The organism is Bifidobacterium colobi, from assembly GCF_018555455.1.
In the GTDB taxonomy this organism is placed as follows: Bacteria; Actinomycetota; Actinomycetes; order Actinomycetales; family Bifidobacteriaceae; genus Bifidobacterium; species Bifidobacterium colobi.
The window spans coordinates 51,360-68,436 of record NZ_JAFEJU010000002.1; the positions used below are offsets into that span (position 1 = coordinate 51,360).

The 17,077-nt window shown below is 58.3% G+C and carries 16 protein-coding genes and 3 tRNA genes; 7 read left to right on the plus strand and 12 right to left on the minus strand.

Features of this window, described 5'->3' with window-relative positions:
* Positions 1 to 3: 3 nt before the first annotated feature.
* The 6 genes from JS530_RS02630 to coaD form a co-directional block, all read right to left on the minus strand.
* Positions 4 to 1,971 (minus strand): acetolactate synthase large subunit, encoded by a 1,968-nt coding sequence (locus JS530_RS02630; protein ID WP_214375680.1) that lies wholly within the window; start codon positions 1,969 to 1,971, stop codon positions 4 to 6.
* A 184-nt stretch (positions 1,972 to 2,155) separates the two neighbouring features.
* Positions 2,156 to 2,932 carry a ribonuclease III gene (rnc, locus tag JS530_RS02635; protein WP_214375681.1) on the minus strand — a complete coding sequence of 259 codons (777 nt, stop codon included), beginning with the start codon at positions 2,930 to 2,932 and terminating at the stop codon, positions 2,156 to 2,158.
* A gap of 159 nt (positions 2,933 to 3,091) precedes the next feature.
* Positions 3,092 to 3,286 carry a 50S ribosomal protein L32 gene (gene rpmF, locus JS530_RS02640; RefSeq protein WP_101625453.1) on the minus strand — a complete coding sequence of 65 codons (195 nt, stop codon included), beginning with the start codon at positions 3,284 to 3,286 and terminating at the stop codon, positions 3,092 to 3,094.
* Positions 3,287 to 3,381: 95 nt separating this feature from the next.
* Entirely contained in the window at positions 3,382 to 4,014 is a 633-nt protein-coding gene (locus JS530_RS02645; protein WP_214375682.1) for a YceD family protein, read from the minus strand.
* A gap of 58 nt (positions 4,015 to 4,072) precedes the next feature.
* Positions 4,073 to 4,909, minus strand: coding sequence for a cell division protein (locus tag JS530_RS02650; protein WP_425350843.1), 837 nt, complete (start codon positions 4,907 to 4,909; stop codon positions 4,073 to 4,075).
* A gap of 12 nt (positions 4,910 to 4,921) precedes the next feature.
* Complete coding sequence (gene coaD, locus JS530_RS02655) at positions 4,922 to 5,422, minus strand: pantetheine-phosphate adenylyltransferase (RefSeq protein ID WP_214375684.1); 501 nt, start codon at positions 5,420 to 5,422, stop codon at positions 4,922 to 4,924.
* Positions 5,423 to 5,602: 180 nt separating this feature from the next.
* On the opposite strand from coaD, the gene JS530_RS02660 reads away from it, so the two are divergent.
* On the plus strand, positions 5,603 to 5,899 hold the full coding sequence (locus JS530_RS02660; protein ID WP_214375685.1) for a DUF3039 domain-containing protein: 297 nt from the start codon (positions 5,603 to 5,605) through the stop codon (positions 5,897 to 5,899).
* Between the two features lie 192 nt (positions 5,900 to 6,091).
* Here JS530_RS02660 and JS530_RS02665 read toward each other — a convergent pair whose 3' ends face one another.
* Complete coding sequence (locus JS530_RS02665; RefSeq protein WP_214375686.1) at positions 6,092 to 7,102, minus strand: aldo/keto reductase; 1,011 nt, start codon at positions 7,100 to 7,102, stop codon at positions 6,092 to 6,094.
* 254 nt (positions 7,103 to 7,356) lie between these two features.
* Here JS530_RS02665 and JS530_RS02670 point away from each other — a divergent pair, with 254 nt between their 5' ends.
* The gene (locus JS530_RS02670) at positions 7,357 to 7,785 is read left to right on the plus strand and encodes a MerR family transcriptional regulator (RefSeq protein WP_214375687.1); all 429 of its coding nucleotides are present in this window, start codon (positions 7,357 to 7,359) and stop codon (positions 7,783 to 7,785) included.
* Positions 7,786 to 7,900: 115 nt separating this feature from the next.
* Here the strand turns inward: JS530_RS02670 and JS530_RS02675 are convergent, their stop codons facing one another.
* Positions 7,901 to 9,223 (minus strand): nicotinate phosphoribosyltransferase, encoded by a 1,323-nt coding sequence (locus tag JS530_RS02675; RefSeq protein ID WP_214375688.1) that lies wholly within the window; start codon positions 9,221 to 9,223, stop codon positions 7,901 to 7,903.
* Between the two features lie 106 nt (positions 9,224 to 9,329).
* Here JS530_RS02675 and JS530_RS02680 point away from each other — a divergent pair, with 106 nt between their 5' ends.
* The 4 genes from JS530_RS02680 to JS530_RS02695 all read left to right on the plus strand — a co-directional run bounded on the left by JS530_RS02680 (position 9,330) and on the right by JS530_RS02695 (position 13,214).
* Positions 9,330 to 9,956, plus strand: a complete 627-nt coding sequence (locus tag JS530_RS02680; RefSeq protein ID WP_214375689.1) for a Pr6Pr family membrane protein — start codon at positions 9,330 to 9,332, stop codon at positions 9,954 to 9,956.
* 44 nt (positions 9,957 to 10,000) lie between these two features.
* Entirely contained in the window at positions 10,001 to 10,765 is a 765-nt protein-coding gene (gene rph / locus JS530_RS02685) for a ribonuclease PH (protein WP_214375690.1), read from the plus strand.
* Between the two features lie 243 nt (positions 10,766 to 11,008).
* On the plus strand, positions 11,009 to 11,749 hold the full coding sequence (locus JS530_RS02690) for a non-canonical purine NTP pyrophosphatase (RefSeq protein WP_214375691.1): 741 nt from the start codon (positions 11,009 to 11,011) through the stop codon (positions 11,747 to 11,749).
* 190 nt (positions 11,750 to 11,939) lie between these two features.
* The gene (locus JS530_RS02695; RefSeq protein WP_214375692.1) at positions 11,940 to 13,214 is read left to right on the plus strand and encodes an aminoacyltransferase; all 1,275 of its coding nucleotides are present in this window, start codon (positions 11,940 to 11,942) and stop codon (positions 13,212 to 13,214) included.
* A gap of 109 nt (positions 13,215 to 13,323) precedes the next feature.
* Here the strand turns inward: JS530_RS02695 and JS530_RS02700 are convergent, their stop codons facing one another.
* From JS530_RS02700 to JS530_RS02715, 4 genes are all read right to left on the minus strand, one after another.
* Complete coding sequence (locus JS530_RS02700; protein WP_214375693.1) at positions 13,324 to 14,325, minus strand: AEC family transporter; 1,002 nt, start codon at positions 14,323 to 14,325, stop codon at positions 13,324 to 13,326.
* Positions 14,326 to 14,591: 266 nt separating this feature from the next.
* Positions 14,592 to 14,667 (minus strand) — tRNA-OTHER (locus tag JS530_RS02705).
* Between the two features lie 77 nt (positions 14,668 to 14,744).
* Positions 14,745 to 14,828: transfer RNA gene (locus tag JS530_RS02710), tRNA-Leu, on the minus strand.
* A 79-nt stretch (positions 14,829 to 14,907) separates the two neighbouring features.
* Positions 14,908 to 14,980, minus strand: a tRNA-Thr gene (locus JS530_RS02715).
* Between the two features lie 310 nt (positions 14,981 to 15,290).
* Here JS530_RS02715 and pgi point away from each other — a divergent pair.
* A complete protein-coding gene (gene pgi / locus JS530_RS02720) occupies positions 15,291 to 16,991 on the plus strand; it encodes a glucose-6-phosphate isomerase (RefSeq protein WP_214375694.1) in 1,701 nt (566 codons plus the stop codon).
* Positions 16,992 to 17,077: the final 86 nt, after the last annotated feature.

The following is a 17,077-nucleotide window of genomic DNA, read 5'->3' on the forward strand; positions in this document are numbered from 1 at the left end:
CCCTCAGTGCTCGTCCGCAGCGGAATCAGTGGAATCAGCGGAATCGTCAGCAGTCTCGGCATCATCGGCGCCGGTTCCCGGAGCCGGCGTGCCACCAATCAGCGGCTTGATGCCGGGCATATACGTCACTTCATCATTGGAAGCACCAGCGGCGACCATCGGCCAGACCATGGCATCCTTCCATACGCGGAAGTCAATCAACACCGGACGATCGTTGATTTCATTGGCCTTCTTGATGGCGGCAATCGCCTCATCCTCGGTAAAGGCGCGAATCCCGACGCAGCCGTACGCCTCGGCCAGCTTGATGAAGTCCGGGACCTCAAGCGGAGCATCGCCGGCAGTCAGCTGAGCCTCGCCTTCGGTACCGTGCGCTTCGCCATCCTTCAGGTTGGTCTGTGAATAGTGGTGGTTGTAGAACAGGGTCTGCCACTGGCGAACCATGCCGTACACGGAGTTGTTCAGGATGGCGATCTTCACCGGAGCGTGATCAAGGAATGCGGCGGCCAATTCCTCGGAAGTCATCTGGAAGGAGCCGTCGCCATCGATCAGCCACACCGGCTTCTTGCCGTCGAATTCGCGAGCCGAACCCACGGAAGCGCCAATGGCGGCCGGCAAACCGTAGCCCATCGTGCCGAGACCGCCAGAGGAAATCCAGGAATGCTGGTTCTCGAAATCGATGAACTGGGAAGCCCACATCTGGTGCTGGCCCACGCCGGTGACCCAGATGGTGGAAGGATCAGCGAGCTCGGAGAGCTGCTTGATGACCCACTGTGGAGCCAAAGAGCCATCGGTCGGCTCATCCCAAGTCATCGGGTACTTCTCGCGCCAGCCATCGATGGCATCCCACCATGGCTTCAGATTCGGCTTGCCCACAATGGCCTGCGTACGTTCGATTTCCGGAATCAGATCGTCGAGCACCGTAGCCACATCGCCCACAATCGGCACATCGGGCTGGCGATTCTTGCCAATCTCAGCCGGGTCGATATCGATATGAATCACGCGAGCGGTCGGTGCGAACGCGTCGAGCTTGCCGGTCACACGATCATCGAAGCGAGCGCCGATGGCCACCAAAAGATCCGCGCGCTGCACAGCGCCGGTGGCTGCAATCGTGCCGTGCATACCCAGCATGCCCAGGTTCTTCGGATCAGTGTCCGGGATGATGCCGCGGGCGGGCAAGGTGGTGACTACCGGAGCGCCGGTCAGATCGGCCAGTGCCTTGACCTGTGCGCCGGCGTTGGAGCGAGCGGCGCCGCCGCCCACATACAGCACCGGACGGTAGGACTTGGAGAACAGCTTCGCCGCATCCGAGAGCACGCGGCCGTGCGCCTTGGTGGTGGGGTTGTAGCCGGGCAGAATCATGCGCTGCGGCCATGAGTAGTACATGTCGCCGGTTTGGGCGGTCTTGGTCAGATCGACGACCACCGGGCCGGGGCGGCCGGTGCTGGCGATGTGGTAGGCCTCGGAAAGCACGCGCGGAATATCCTGCGCACGGGTCACCAGGAAGGAGTGCTTGGACACCGGGTAGGTGATGCCCACGATATCCGCCTCCTGGAAGGCATCGGTACCGATGGCGTTCACGCCCACCTGACCGGTGATGACCACCATTGGCACGGAATCCATGTTGGCATCCGCAATAGCGGTGACCACGTTCGTGGCACCCGGACCGGACGTCACGATGCACACGCCCACCTTGCCGGTGGCCAGTGCGTAACCTTCGGCGGCATGGCCGGCGGCCTGCTCGTGACGCATCAGCACGAAACGGAACTTCGTGTTGCCATTGATCTGATGGTAGACCGGCAGAATAGCGCCGCCGGGGATACCGAAGACGTCTTCAACGCCCAAGTCTTCCAGCGAGCGCACCAGCGCTTCGGCGCCGGTCATCTTCTCACCGTCGATAATGGTCTGCTTGTTCGTGGCCGCAGTGGTTTTGGGCACACCGCTGAAAGCCTGCAAAGGCGTGGGTAAAGCCATGATTCCTCTCACCTCATAATTAACCGCGGTTAACCGCGCTGAACCGCTCGGCAGTGGAATGGGAGCCTGGGTCTCGCTCCGTCTGATTCCGGCCGATACTCTGGGCTTGTGGCCCAGCATGCGGCTCGCTGCTCATGTTGTGGTATTAGTTGGTATCAGTCTATTCGCATCGCTGACAGCTGGCCTACTTAGTCCGCTTCTTGAGAGAGCCGGACTTGTGCTGCTGGTCCAATGCCTTCCATCCGGCTTCGGCGGCAGCCAACTGTGCTTTGCGCTTGCTGGAGCCTTTGCCGGTGCCGATGATTTGATCATTGTCGCCCAGGCTCACCTTGGCGGTAAACACTTGGGCGTATTCCGGACCGGAGACCGCCATGTGGTACACCGGCTCGTCTTTGCCCAGCTCATGGGCTTTGACGGTCAGCGAAGTCTTCCAATCCAAGGCCGGGCCCTCGGTGGCCACTTCGGCGAGCGTGTCGTCGATGAGACGATGCACCACCTTGCGTGCCTCGTCAATGCCATGCTCCAGGAACGTGGCGCCGATGAGCGATTCCACGATGTCGCACAGGATCGAGTTCTTTTCGGCACCGCCCTGTTCGGCTTCGCCATGGCCCAACAGAATGTAAGGGCCGACTTTGAGCTTGGTTTTGGCGATGGCGCTCAGGGCATCTTCGGAAACGGCTTTGGCGCGCATTTTGGCCAGCTGTCCCTCGGTCATATCCGGGTGGATGGTGAACAGGGTTTCGGTGGAGACAAGCTCCAGAACCGCGTCGCCCAGGAATTCGAGACGCTCATAATTCAATGCGCCCGGATGCTCATGGGAGAACGAGCGATGGGTGAGCGCCTGTACCAGCAGTTCAGGGCTGATAGTGGTGCCCAAGGCTTCCAGCAGCTCGTTGGCTGGGCTGTTCTCGGGGTTGTGGGTGCTGACGCGGACATGATGTTCGGCTGATTGTTCAGTCATGGTTGATGCGCGATCCTTGGCGTGTAGTGAATGTGGATGGGATGGGTGTCGCTTATCGGCCGACCGTGAGCCGCTGTTGTGCGAATCATCATCAGCCGGTATGCGAAGACCCTGCCACCCGTCGATGGCAGGGTCTTGGTTAAGCCGTTATCGCAGGGCTCACTTGGTGTGAGCCGGCTGGATGGCGGAGCGGTAGGTGCGGCCGCGGTAGTTGCCGCATGCCGGGCAAGCCATGTGCGGCAGAGCCGGAGCGCCACAGTTCGGGCAGCTCACGGTCGCAGCAGCGGTGGCCTTCCAGTTCGCGCGACGCGAGTGCGTGTTGGCGCGAGAGGTCTTGTACTTAGGCAGTGCCATTTGAGTATCCTCTGTTTCGTTCGAACAATTGAGCTTAAGCGTCCGTTATCTTAACGCATGGCTCGTACAAACACCAAACACACCTATTGGGCGTGTTACTCGCTCTGCTCGGCCTCCAGCTGAGCTTTCAGAGCGGCAAGTCCCGCAAAACGGATATCCGTGGTGTCGTGGTGATGGTCCGGTTCCTCGTTCAGATCCACGCCGCACTGTGAGCACAAGCCCTTGCAATCCGGCTTGCACAACGGTTGCAGCGGCAGGGATTCCACCAGCGTGTCACGAATCATCGCCTCGATGTCCGCAAACGCGCCGTTTTCCAGCAGCGGATAGGTGTCTTCGGATTCATCCTCGCCGGCAATGATGTCCACTTCCTCGTCCTTGCCGGATTTGCCACCCTTACCCTTGCCGTTGCGCCCGGCGTTCTTATCCGCAGACGAATCATAGGGGAAGAACACGGTGACGTTCACCGGCCAATCCTCATCAATCGGCTTCAAACAGCGGGTGCATTCGCTTACGAATGGGGCGACCAGACGACCGGTGAAAATCAGGCCATCCACAATCGAATCGAATTGGCCGCTGACATGAACCGGCGCGCCTTCCTTGATGCCGACGATATTGTCGCCAATGCCGCTCGGTGCCGGGAAATCATCGTCGATGGACTTGGATTGGCCAGCGCGGGAGGCGATTTGCGCCACCGGAATAGCCCATGGGGAATCCTCAACTCGTGCCATATGCCTATGCCTTTCGTATGTGGTACTGCTGCGCGTACTGCAGTGTATTGCTTTGCGATTACTGCGCTTCAGGATAATCGTTCAACGTGATGTTCGGCATTTTCTCTGCGGCCGCCTGCTGACGCTCATGCAGCACATTGAGTCCCGCCTGAACATCCTGATTGAGCTTCACGAGCTGCTGGGACAGTCCTTCCATCACCGTAGTGCAGTACTGGTCCGCGCCCTGAGTCAGATGGTCGGACTTGTTCTGCGCCTGCTCCAAAATAGAACGGGCCTTCTGCCGAGCCAATTCGGTCACGTTTTCCTGGCCGGCAAGGAACTGCGCCTGCTCGTTGGCTTCCTTCACCATATCCGCGGCGCGGCTCTGTGCGGATGCCACCACGGCGTTGGCCTGGGTCTGGGCGGATTCCAGACGGCGTTCGGCTTCGCGCATCAGTGCGGATGCGCGCTCCAGCTGCACAGGCAGCAGTTTCTTCAACTCATTGAGCTGACTGGTCAGCTCGTCGCGGTCCACACGAACCATGCCGGGGGTGAAGAAGCTCGTTTTGGCTTCGGCGAGCATCGCGTCGATGCTGTCGATCACATCGTAGACGGTGGTGAATTCCTCGCGGCTTTTTTCGGTGGGGGCTTCGGGATTCAGCGTTTCGCGCAGGTCGGGCAGCGCATCCATATTGAACGAACGTGGCTTGCTGGTGGGCTGCTCGGCATGGTCATCATGTGGAGCGGTGCTGGTGGCGCTAGGAGCCAGCGCGGGAGCCTCCTCGGTGGGGGTGGCATTGCCGCTGGGTGCCTGTGGCGGTTCGGGGGCTGCAGGCGGCTCGCTTACGGTGTTCGTAGCCGGCTGCTCGTCCGGCTGGGTCAAGTCGACGTATCCGGTAGGGTGCTCGTCACTCATAGTCATTAGTCCTTAGTCTTTCTTCTGGCTTTCCTTGGTCAAGGCTTCGGCGAGCATCGGAACAACGCAGTCGGGCACCATGCCGGTTACGTCGCCACCGTGGCGAGCCACGTCCTTGACGATGGAACTGGAGATATGTTCAAGAATCGGATCAGCGGGCAGGAACAAGGTTTCGATGCCCGCGAGTTTGCGGTTGACCAGAGCCATGCCCAGTTCGGCTTCGTAATCACCGTTCTGGCGCAGTCCCTTGACGATGACGCTGGCGCCGACCTTCTTGCAGTAGTCGGTGATGAGCCCTTCGGTGGAGGAGACGACGACGTTGGTGCAGCCGGCCTCAGCGAGGGCGCGTCGGATCACCTCGACTCTGGTGGCTTCGGAAAACATCGGTGTTTTCGCGGCATTGACGGCCACCACCACGTGCACCTCGTCAAAGAACCGCGCCGAGCGCTCGATTACATCCAAGTGTCCGGCGGTGACGGGGTCAAACGAGCCGGGGCATACTGCGATAGTCATGCCTTCTAGACTACATCGTTTGCCGGGTGTGAGTGTGCCGCTGCCTATATGGTGCAGCGCATATGAGCGGGCGTGGCAATGAGCCGATGCGCAAGTAATGTAAAGAACCTATGATGGAACGCGGATATCCGTCGATGACGGACGATATCTGCCGCCGTAAGCCAAGGAAAGAAGTACGCCATGAGTCTGAACATTGCACGCTTTGTCGATGATGCCGAGCCGCTGAGGAACCCGGATCAGTCCGCGGGGACTTCGGTGCTGGAACGTCCGCAGGTTGAGGAGTCGCCGGTACGTGACGATGGCGGCGATGCCGATCGTTTCGCGCATTACGTGTCCCGCGATCGCATTGCCGAATCCCGCGCCACCGGACGCCCGGTAGTGGCGTTGTGCGGCAAGGTGTGGGTGCCGAAGCATGATCCGTCCAAGTACCCGGTCTGCCCGGATTGCAAGCGCATTTATGACGAGATGATGGGCTGAGCGAGCTGACGACACTTGCTGGCGTCGAGCGCAGTGTCTGTGGCGACGTCGTCAACGCAAAATACGGGCTGAAATGGTCGAAAACGTCAATTCGCAGTGCCGAGTAGGACAAATTACACACGCAAAACGTCCATTCAATGCTGCGAATTGCAGGAATCAACCATTTCAGCCCGTATTTTGATCGGATGTGACTCAGCGAGCGGCGATTTCGTCGATCAGCTTGAGCTCCTCATCGCTGAAATGGGTGTTCTTCAGCGCGCCGATGTTATCAAGAATCTGCTGCGGCTTGGATGCGCCTGCCAGTACGGAGGTCACCTTGCCGTCGTGCAGCAGCCATGCCAGACTCATCTCCGCAAGCGTCTGACCGCGTTCGGCAGCCAGATGGTTCAAATCCACCACCTGCTTGTGCAGCTTGCCGGTGAGTGCGGAATCGTTGAGGAATCGCGGATCACGGGCGATGCGGCTGTCGGCCGGAATGCCGTTCAGGTAGCGGTTGGTCAGTAGGCCCTGCTCCAGCGGGCAGAAGGTGATGAGGCCTTTGCCAAGCTGGTATGCGGTTTCCTTCAGACCGTTGTGCTCCACGGTGCGGTCGAGGATGTTGTACTTGTTCTGATTGATGATGAACGGCACGTGCAATTCCTTCAAAATCGCGGCAGCCTTCTCCATCGTCGGGCCGTCGTAGTTGGACAATCCCACGTACAGCGCCTTGCCGGAGTTCACGGCCTGCGCAAGCGCGCCCATCGTCTCCTCAAGCGGGGTTTCCGGATCCGGATGGTGGTGGTAGAAAATGTCCACGTAGTCGAGGCCCAGGCGTTCGAGCGACTGGTCGAGCGAGGCGAGCAGGTACTTGCGGCTGCCGAGGTCGCCATACGGTCCTGCCCACATCTCATAGCCTGCCTTGGTGGAGATCACCAGCTCGTCGCGATGATGCTTGAAGTACTTGGCGAGCAGCAGGCCGCAGTTCTTTTCGGCCTGACCGGGTTCAGGGCCGTAGTTGTTGGCCAGATCGAAGTGGGTGATGCCGTTGTCGAATGCGGTGAAGACCAGGGACTTCATCTGCTCGAACGGCGTGATGTCGCCGAAGTTGTGCCAGAAACCGAGGGAGACCGCCGGCAGTTTGAGTCCGGAATTGCCGGCGCGGTTGTAGGTCATCGTATCGTAGCGATGCGGATTGGGGGAGTAGGTGGCGGTTGGTTCGAACATGGTGCCTCCTGTGGCGTGTTGTTCCGGCAGGCTGTCGGCGCTGCCGTATGTGGCATAGTGCTTCTCTGCATGTCCCATCGTATGCGTTGCAAGCTGAAAACATCTTGAGCCTGCGGCACGCGATACGGGGCGCGCGGTTTTCGTTATCGGTTATTATGGTTCCAGTTCAAGTGAACTTGAATGCAAATGCTGGGTGACACGTCGGCGTGTCGCGTGGCGTTTGCTGATTCGGAAGCGATGGAAGGATGATTCGCATGTCATATACGATCCGGCAAGTGGCCACGCAATTCCATATGCAGCCGTCCACGCTGCGCTGCTACGAGGATCAAGGGCTGCTCACCAACGTGGGACGCACGGAGACCGGCCAGCGCGTGTATGAAGACTGCCATATCGACCGTTTGCGCGCCATCTGCTGCTTCAAGAACGCCGGCATGACGATTGATGACCTGAAGAAGTTCTTCGTCTATGAGTCCAATGAGCCCGAACATATCAATGAGATCTTGGAGCTCTTGGAATCGCGGCGCAAAGCGTTGGACGAACAGCGGTGCGCGTTGAACGAGGCCGCCATCCATGTGCAGCGCAAACTGCACTACTATAGCGATATCAAGCGTTCGATAGACGCGGGCGAGTCCTTGCCGGACTGGAAGAACTACAAGACCCGCGTCTACTCAATCGATTGCTGAGTCTTACTGAGAGTGCAGCACTGTGGTTTCAGCAGGCCGAATCGTTAAGCGGACAGCCCGGTGGGCTGCCCGTAGATGAGGGGAGCGGCTGTGCCGCGACGGATTCCTACGGAAATCACAGCACTGTGGTTTCCGTAGGAATCACAGGCTCGCCCTTCATCAGGCTTTGCGCGGTAATCGGCAGTTCGGCTAGCGCCTTGGCGCGATAGTCGTGTGCGGCCATGATGGCATCGTGCCCCCGCCATTGCGCATCGGCCTTGCCGTGGTCCACAAAGTCCACGAGCAGATTCTTCCAGGAGTCCTCAGGCGTGAAGCCGGCCAGTTTCTCCTCCGAGCCGGAGATTACATGCTCGGCATCGGCCAGTGAATACTCATAGGAGCGGTACGCCAGCTTACGGCCAGGCACGGTGGCCTTGTCCTTCGACTTCTTGGCCACCGGCTGCATTGTGCCGTCCGCGCCTTCGCGCTCGGTGAGCTTGTACACCATCGCACAGGTTGGCGCACCCGAACCAGTGACCAGCATCGTACCCACGCCGTAAGAGTCCACGGGCGCGGTCTGCAACGCTGCCAGCGCATACTCATCCAGATCATTGGTCACGGTAATCGTGGTGTTTGTAGCGCCCAGTGCATCCAGCTGATTGCGCACGCGTTGTGCCATCGCGGCCAAGTCACCCGAATCAATGCGAATACCGCCAAGTTCCGGACCGGCTACCTCAACGGCGGTTTTGACTGCTTCCTCAATGTTGTAGGTGTCGACCAGCAGCGTGGTGTTCTTGCCGAGCGCGGCAATCTGCGATTCGAACGCGTCACGCTCGGAATCATGCACCAACGTGAAGCAGTGCGCGGCGGTACCGATGGCTTTCAGACCATAGAGCTGTGCGGCGAGCAGGTTTGCGGTGCCCTTGAATCCCCCTACCACAGCTGCACGTGCGGCTGCGACCGCAGCCCACTCGTTAGTGCGTCGCCCGCCCATATCCATGCATGGGCGATCCTTGGCGGCGGACACCATGCGGGAAGCGGCGGAGGCCACGGCGGAGTCATAGTTGAGGATGGAAAGAATCAGCGTCTCCAGCAGTGTGCACTCGCCGAACGTACCTTCAACCTGCAGAATCGGGGAGTTCGGGAAGAACATTTCGCCTTCGCGGTAGCCTTTGATGGAACCGGAGAAATGGAAGTTTTCAAGCCACTTGATGGTTTCGGGGCTCACCACATGGCGGTCGGCGAGGAATTTCAGGTCTTCGTCGTTCAGATGGAAGCGTTCGAGCTCGTCCAGAATGCGTCCGGTACCGGCCACTACGCCATAGCGGCGGCCTTCTGGCAGATGGCGGGTGAACACTTCGAACACGCACTTGCGGTTGGCGGTGCCGTCCTTGAGCGCGGCGTCGAGCATGGTGTACTCATACATGTCGGTCATCAGAGCCGGCGAATAATCGACCATATCAGGCCTTTCCTAGTTTGGCGTTCCTACTAATAGTGAATATGACTATAAGTGTAGTCCGTGGATAGCCCCATTGATTGCCGAATGCGCGGGTAGACTCGCAGTCATGAGATTCATTGCGGCATTATGGCGACTGGCCATTGCGGGTTTCTGCTTCGTGGGCACGTATGAGGCTTGGTCCAAGCCGCAATATTGGGTGTATTTCACCTTCCAGACCGGTTTCGTGCTGGGCGTTGTGATGCTCTGGGCCGGAGCCGCCACACTGCTCAAGGGCATACAGCCACCCGCTTGGCTCAAAGGATGCGTCACGCTCTATGCCATCGTGACCGCACTGGTGGCGTTCTTCCTGATGCCGCCGGATAATCCCGCCTATGTGCCGCAGGTCATCGGCATCATGACCAATACGATGCTGCACAAAATCGCGCCGATTATGGCCATGGCCGATTTCGTACTGTTTGATTCGCACCGCCGGTTCCGCTGGCATTACCTGTTTTCCTGGCTGGTGTACTTCCCGCTATATTTGGCGTTCGTGCTGATTCGAGCCGCGCTCTGGCCTCATTCCGGGCCGGCCGCCGGCGGCAGCCCCTATCCATACGAATTCATTAATCTGCACACGCTCGGCTGGCAGGGCTTCGCGGTGAGCTGCGGCAAACTGGCGCTCGCGTTCCTCGTATTGTCGTTTGCGGTATGGGCGTTGGACCGTGCGCTGCCGAAGAAAGCCCTGCTCGGTTAGATTGCATGGTGCTCCCGTGAACCGTGTGGCGTATGCTGGGCGTCATGGCTGAAATTAAAGATTTGCTTCCCAATCATCAGATTATTCGTGCAGACGGTCGCGCAGTGGACGAGCTGCGCCCGGTTCGCATCACCCGTCACTTCACTGATGCTCCTGAAGGCTCGGTGCTGATTGAGTGCGGCAACACGCGTGTGATGTGCACTGCCACGTTCACCCCCGGTGTGCCGCGCTGGCGCAAGGATTCCGGCCTTGGCTGGGTCACCGCCGAATATGCGATGCTGCCGCGCGCCACCTCGGAGCGTACCGATCGCGAATCCGTCAAGGGCAAGATCGGCGGCCGCACTATGGAAATCAGCCGACTCATCGGCCGCTGTCTGCGTGGCGTCATCGATATGAAGGCGCTTGGCGAGAACCAGATTCAGCTGGACTGCGACGTGCTGCAGGCCGACGGCGGCACCCGTACCGCTTCGGTCACTGGCGCATACGTGGCCCTGGTGGACGCGGTCAACTGGGCGGAGAAGAACCATCACATCAAGTCTGCGGCCAAGGTGCTCAAGGACTATGTTTCCGCAGTCTCCGTGGGCGTGATCAACGGTACGCCGATGCTGGACCTGCCCTACATCGAAGACAGCCAGGCCATGACTGATATGAATGTGGCTATGACCGGTTCCGGCACGTTCATTGAGATTCAGGGCACTGCCGAGCATCGCCCGTTCAACCGAGCCGAGCTTGGTACGCTGCTCGACCTCGCGGAAAAGGGCAACAAGGAGCTGCAAGCCGCCCAGCGCGCCGCCTTGGCTCTGGACTAGTCGGGGCGCGCTGAATTCAAATCAGGGGTGTCTGCCGAATCCAAGCCAGAATTACCTAAAATCCTCACTATGTATGCGTGATTACGATGTGTCTGCATACATAGTGAGGATTTGGGCCGTGAAAGCCTCACTATGTATGCGGAGTCTTCGTTGGGCCGCATACATAGTGAGGAGGATATACCCATGTTGAGGTGGGCACCCGTTCCCCGCATTCGTATACAACACCAATAAGGAGAAACCCTCATGAAACTCGTCGTTGCGACGCATAACGAAGGCAAACTGGTGGAAATTCGCCGCATCCTTGAAGAGGATTTGGGCGAAGACGCCGCAAGCATCGAGCTGGTCTCCGCCGGTAGCCTGCATCTGCCCGACCCTGTGGAAACCGGCGTGACCTTTGAGGAGAATGCACTGCTCAAGGCGCGCGATGTGGCCAGCCGCACCGGCCTGCCCGCCATCGCCGACGATTCCGGCCTGATTGTGGATGTGATGGGTAACGCCCCCGGCATCCTGTCCGCCCGCTGGGCTGGCGCTCATGGCCATGACAAAGCCAACAATGCGCTGCTGCTCGCTCAGATTGAGGACATTCCGGATGATAAGCGCACTGCTCGGTTCCGTTGCGCGGCTGCACTGGTCGTGCCGGATACCGAAGCGGCAGTGGATGTGACCGGCGATGCTCAGGCTGAGGGTTCCGCAGCGGTTCAAAGTGCGCCGGTAACCGGTCGCTATGCTATCAAGTCCGAAGTGGTCAAGCTCGGCGACATGGTTGGTCGCATTATTCGCAAAGCCCGCGGTGAGCATGGTTTTGGCTACGATCCGCTGTTCGTGCCGGATGATCAGCCGGCGGGTCGCACCAGTACCGAGCCTGATTACGAAGGCGAGCCGCTGACCAGCGCCGAAATGACGCCGGCCGAAAAGAACGCTATCTCCCATCGTGGCAAGGCGCTGAAGGCTCTGGTGCCCGATATCGAGGCGCTGCTGAAGTAGGTAGTACGCGGATTCGTGTGTAGTACAGCCCTGCAATGCGAGCAGATGGTGTTCGTTCCGTCAGCGGCGGCGGGGTTCGTGCACCTATCGGCTATGCTGACTGAGGATAAGAGAATAGCCCGTGTCGCGTAGAGAGATGCGGGTCTCGATGACTTGATTAAGTGAGAAAGCTAGGACAACAAGGAATAGCATGCGTGATTTTGCGCTCGTGAAGTTAAATGATGATGAGTTCGATGAGTTTTCGGCTCATCATCCGCAAGGCAATTTTCAGCAGACCTCGCAGATGGGGCATTTGCGTGCCAAGCAGGGCACTGAAGTCGAGTACCTTGCGGTGAAGGAGAATGGTGCGGTAGTCGCAGCGACGCTGTTTGAAATCCATCGTTCCCGATTGTCTACGTATGCGTGCATTCATGATGGTCCATTGGTTGATTTTCATGATGATGAGTTGCTGTCATTCCTGATGAATCAGCTGAAGCAGCATGCCAAGGCCAAGGGCGCCGCCCAGCTGGAGATTACGCCGGAATCCCCGTACCAGTTGCATGACTCCGATGGCAATGATTTGCCGTCCGACGTTCCGGGAAGCGCTCCGGATGATCAGACGGTGGCATCGCTGAAGTCGCTGGGCTTCATTCACACCGGTTTCGTAATCGGATACACCGATGTTCCGCGTTGGCGTTATATCAAGGATTTGTCTGAATTCAAGGATGAGAAGTCCCTCCTTGAATCTTATGCAAAGAACACCCGACGCAATGTGAAGATCGCAAGGAACAGCGCGGTGAGCGTGACCAAGTTGACTCGTGATCAGCTGAATATCTTCCATGACATTTGCGAGCTGAGCTGCGAACGTCAAGGGTTTGAGAACCGTCCGCTCTCACATTTCGAAGACATCTTTGATGAATTCGGCGATACCGCTGATTTTCTAGTTGCGTCCATTGATATGAAGGAATATTTGGCCACATGGCAGGCCAAGCGCGACCGTTTTGCACAGGATATTGAGAAGCTCAACAAGTCGTTGGAAACGTCCAAATATCCTGAAACCGTGCGTAAGAAAATCGCTACGGCGCAGTCCACGTATGACGCGGCGGTGAAGCGCGTAGAGAAGGCTCGTGAATATATCGAGGCGGATGGTGAGACCGTGCCGGTTGCGGCTGGTCTGTTCATCTGGCATGAGCGTGAGTGCGTGTACCTGTTCTCCGGCAGCGATGAGAAGTATGCGAAGTTCTATGCTCCTACTGCGATTCAGCATTACGTGATGGCGGAATGCCTGCGCCGTGGTGTGCAGCGATACAACTTCTACGGCATTGACGGCATTTTCGATGACCCAACCGTTCCCAGCCACGGCGTGCTTGAATTCAAGCAAGGCTTCAACGGGTACGTGGAAGAGCTCCTCGGTGAGTTCATTCTTCCAGTGCGTCCTCTGATGTACCGGTTGAAGCAGCTGGCACATCGTGTGCTTGGCCGATAAATCCGCTGGGGCCGGTTGAGAGGCGGCTCTACACACTATGAGCTAGGAGCGGCGCTAGTTGGCGCCGCTCAATTGTATATGCTCGTTTTGTGGTTCTTGGCGGCCTTGCTCACACACCCATCAGCGAATGGGCGATGGCCATCAATACGAGTGCGATGATGGCGGTCAACGCCAGTGAGAATCCGGCAAGCTTGGCATTGCCGAGCACTTTATCGGTGAACAGTGTGGAGAAGATGGCAATCGGAGCCAAGCTTGCGATGACCGCCACGGCACGAATCGAAGCGTCAAACGGCAGCAGGAACCATGCGGCGCAAGCGAATGCGATGCTGAACGGCAGTCGCCAAGCCACAACAGCCAAAACCTCGCGGACATCATGCTTGGATTGCGGCAGATCCATCAGCATGCCCACCATCAGCATGGACATCAACGCATTGGCGCCGCTGAGCGGCTCGCAAAGCGTGGCAATCCAACCAGGGATTTTCACATTCACAATCGTGAACACAATCATCAGAATATAGGTATCGAACGGCACCGAGCCGAAGAAGCTCTTGACGATGTTGCGGAGCAATGCGCGCAGGGCCAGTCGTTTGGCATCACGATCCTTGGGCTTCGTATATGGCAACGTTGGCGCTGCGCCGGCGTGTTGCTCGGCAAGTGTTTTGCCGGGCTGAATATGCAGCAGCTGCTGGGTGAGCACATTGGTTCCGGCCGCCACCATAATGCAGTTGCCGATATCGAACATGGCAGCTGGTACCACCGCGCCGGCTCCCCAGAACGATTGCACGACCGGGAAGCAGAAGCAGCCGAGGTTGAAGCCGGCGCCGTTGAGCATCAGGAATGCGCGGTCGGTGACATTGCGTTTGCGGGTGGCGATGAAGATGCAGACTACAGGGATGAACGAGCAGAAGAATGCGAACAGCGAAATCCACAGCAATGAGATATCGTGCGGATTCGTGGCGAACGAGTAGACGATGGCGCCAGGTAGCACAATGTTGAATTCGGCGGTTTGTAGGACTCGGTAATCCTTCTGTCCGAAGAGGCCAAAACGCCGAAACAGGTAGCCTGCAAGAATAATCAGCAACAGGCCGACTGGCGTAAGAATGGCAGACACAGCTTCTCTCCCTCGGTTCGCGTACGGTTTTACTATCCTCGCCGTGGCGGACGTTGATGCGCGCGATGCTGGGGGTTTCTCATACCTTGGACTGATGACTGATGTATAGGTTCTATGGAACTGCAGACCATGTATAGACTGTCGGTTTCCTAACGAATTATGTTGAAAAACGTTATTTGACGTGCAGCAGAACAGTGGAATGAATCATAGGGTGTCAGGCTATATATCCCTCGTACCTCATGTGAGTCAAGAGACGACATTATATGTGGAGCCACCCGAAAGAATCGAACTCCCGACCTTCCCGCAAACGATGGGGATGCTCTACCACTGAGCTAAGGTGGCATGGCTTCAAGTTTTGCTTCAAGCCAAAACGGCAGTGTAGCACTATGGTCACAGCAATGCAAGCGGCCGGACTGCACTGGTGCGCGAGATGGGACTTGAACCCACACGTCAAAGACACAGGAACCTAAATCCTGCGCGTCTACCAATTCCGCCACTCGCGCATTGCTGCATAGCGCTTGCATCGGTTGAAGCACGGCGATATGCAAAACCCTAGGCAGGCGAACCAGCCTAGGGTAGTCGAGCCACTTGTCAGAATCGAACTGACGACCTGCTCATTACGAGTGAGCCGCTCTACCGACTGAGCTAAAGTGGCTTGTTTTGCGGAAAGCATTCGCTAACCGCGCACAAAACAATGAGTATAAGGCATGCCGTGGAAAAACGCCAATCGGCCGTGTTCGAGCACGAATTGGGCGGTTCGAGAAACGCCGACGATATTGCCGACACTGAGTGACCGAACGGTAGTTATATGTTGGCGTATGGCACAGGCAACGTAGTTTGACTTTACGACACTGACTGTTTTTGTTCTGTTCATGTCCGAATTTGTGAGTATTCTGTTTGGTGATACGGGGCATAACCGAACTGTGTGCGAGGGTGCTCCAGTCACCGAGGAAAGGAAAATTCCAATGGCAATCAATCCTCCTGTTGACGCCACCAAGACCCCTGCGTGGGTTGCGCTGCAGAAGCATTATGACGAACTTCAGGCCGAGGGCATCGACCTCAAGAAGTGGTTCGCTGAAGATCCCGACCGCGTCAAGGAACTGAGCTTCGACGCAGGCGACCTGCACTTCGACCTGTCCAAGAACCTGATCAAGCCGGAGACCCTGCGCCTGTTCACCTTCCTCGCCGACGAGGTTAAGCTCGGCGATCGCATCAAGGCCATGTACACCGGCGTGCACATCAACAACACCGAAGACCGCGCTGTGCTGCACACCGCACTGCGCCGTCCGGTTGAGGATGAGGGCAAGTACATCGTTGACGGTCAGGACACCGTCAAGGACGTGCGTGAGACCCTCGACAAGATCTACGCTTTCGCCGATGAGGTTCGTTCCGGCAAGTGGACCGGCGTGACCGGCCGCAAGATCGAGACCGTGGTCAACATCGGCATCGGCGGCTCCGACCTGGGTCCCGTCATGGCGTACGAAGCCCTGAAGCCGTATGCTGATGCCGGCATCTCCGCCCGTTACATCTCCAACATCGACCCGAACGATCTGGCCGAGAAGACCAAGGGCCTCGATCCGGAGACCACCCTGTTCATCATCGTTTCCAAGACCTTCACCACTCTGGAAACCCTGACCAACGCTCGTGAAGCCCGCACTTGGCTGCTCGAGGAGCTCACCGCCAACGGCGCCATCGCCGAGGGCGACGAGGCTCAGCGCGCTGAAGCCATCAAGAAGCACTTCGTGGCCGTCTCCACCAACCTGGAGAAGGTCGAGGAGTTCGGCATTGACCCGGCCAACGCATTCGGCTTCTGGAATTGGGTCGGCGGCCGTTACTCCGTCGATTCCGCTGTCGGCACCTCTCTGGCTGTGGTCTTCGGCCCGGCTCGCTTCGAGGAGTTTCTGCACGGCTTCCACGAGATCGACGAATACTTCGCCAACACCCCGTTCGAGAAGAACGTCGTGGTGCTGCTCGGCATGCTGAATGTCTGGTACCGCAACTTCTTCAAGGCCGCTTCCCACGCTGTGCTGCCGTACGACCAGTACCTGCACCGCTTCCCGGCCTACCTGCAGCAGCTGACCATGGAGTCCAACGGCAAGTCCGTGCGTTGGGACGGCACCCCGGTCACCACCGAAACCGGTGAGATCTTCTGGGGCGAGCCCGGCACCAACGGCCAGCACGCCTTCTACCAGCTGATCCACCAGGGCACCCAGCTCATCCCGGCCGACTTCATCGCGTTCGTTAACACCCCGAACCCGACCAAGGATGGCGACCAGGACGTGCACGAGCTGTTCCTCGGCAACTACTTGGCTCAGACCAAGGCCCTCGCCTTCGGCAAGACCGCCGACGAGGTGCGTGCTGAAGGTACTCCGGAAGAGATCGTCCCGGCCCGCGTGTTCACCGGCAACCGTCCGACCACCTCCATCTTCGGCGTGGCTCTGACCCCGTTCGCACTTGGCGAGCTGATTGCTCTGTACGAGCACATCACCTTCGTTGAGGGCACCGTGTGGGGCCTCGACTCCTACGATCAGTGGGGCGTCGAGCTCGGCAAGCAGCTGGCCAAGCAGATCACCCCGGCCATCTCCAAGGATGACGAAGCCCTGGCCGCCCAGGATGCTTCCACTCAGTCCCTGATTGAGTTCTACCGCAAGAACCGCGAGTTCTGATCTCCACTTGCGTTCCGATCTCCACTCCTTCGTGTCTCCCTGAAGACGAGGGAGCTGTCACCGCTAGGTGACTGAGGGAGCAATCA

What these genes read in the sequence shown, in the direction of transcription:
- JS530_RS02630 (WP_214375680.1), bottom strand. Translation starts at nt 1,971, where the DNA reads ATGGCTTTACCCACGCCTTTGCAGGCTTTCAGCGGTGTGCCCAAAACC.
- rnc (WP_214375681.1), bottom strand. Translation starts at nt 2,932, where the DNA reads ATGACTGAACAATCAGCCGAACATCATGTCCGCGTCAGCACCCACAAC.
- rpmF (WP_101625453.1), bottom strand. Translation starts at nt 3,286, where the DNA reads ATGGCACTGCCTAAGTACAAGACCTCTCGCGCCAACACGCACTCGCGT.
- JS530_RS02645 (WP_214375682.1), bottom strand. Translation starts at nt 4,014, where the DNA reads ATGGCACGAGTTGAGGATTCCCCATGGGCTATTCCGGTGGCGCAAATC.
- JS530_RS02650 (WP_425350843.1), bottom strand. Translation starts at nt 4,909, where the DNA reads ATGAGTGACGAGCACCCTACCGGATACGTCGACTTGACCCAGCCGGAC.
- coaD (WP_214375684.1), bottom strand. Translation starts at nt 5,422, where the DNA reads ATGACTATCGCAGTATGCCCCGGCTCGTTTGACCCCGTCACCGCCGGA.
- JS530_RS02660 (WP_214375685.1), top strand. Translation starts at nt 5,603, where the DNA reads ATGAGTCTGAACATTGCACGCTTTGTCGATGATGCCGAGCCGCTGAGG.
- JS530_RS02665 (WP_214375686.1), bottom strand. Translation starts at nt 7,102, where the DNA reads ATGTTCGAACCAACCGCCACCTACTCCCCCAATCCGCATCGCTACGAT.
- JS530_RS02670 (WP_214375687.1), top strand. Translation starts at nt 7,357, where the DNA reads ATGTCATATACGATCCGGCAAGTGGCCACGCAATTCCATATGCAGCCG.
- JS530_RS02675 (WP_214375688.1), bottom strand. Translation starts at nt 9,223, where the DNA reads ATGGTCGATTATTCGCCGGCTCTGATGACCGACATGTATGAGTACACC.
- JS530_RS02680 (WP_214375689.1), top strand. Translation starts at nt 9,330, where the DNA reads ATGAGATTCATTGCGGCATTATGGCGACTGGCCATTGCGGGTTTCTGC.
- rph (WP_214375690.1), top strand. Translation starts at nt 10,001, where the DNA reads ATGGCTGAAATTAAAGATTTGCTTCCCAATCATCAGATTATTCGTGCA.
- JS530_RS02690 (WP_214375691.1), top strand. Translation starts at nt 11,009, where the DNA reads ATGAAACTCGTCGTTGCGACGCATAACGAAGGCAAACTGGTGGAAATT.
- JS530_RS02695 (WP_214375692.1), top strand. Translation starts at nt 11,940, where the DNA reads ATGCGTGATTTTGCGCTCGTGAAGTTAAATGATGATGAGTTCGATGAG.
- pgi (WP_214375694.1), top strand. Translation starts at nt 15,291, where the DNA reads ATGGCAATCAATCCTCCTGTTGACGCCACCAAGACCCCTGCGTGGGTT.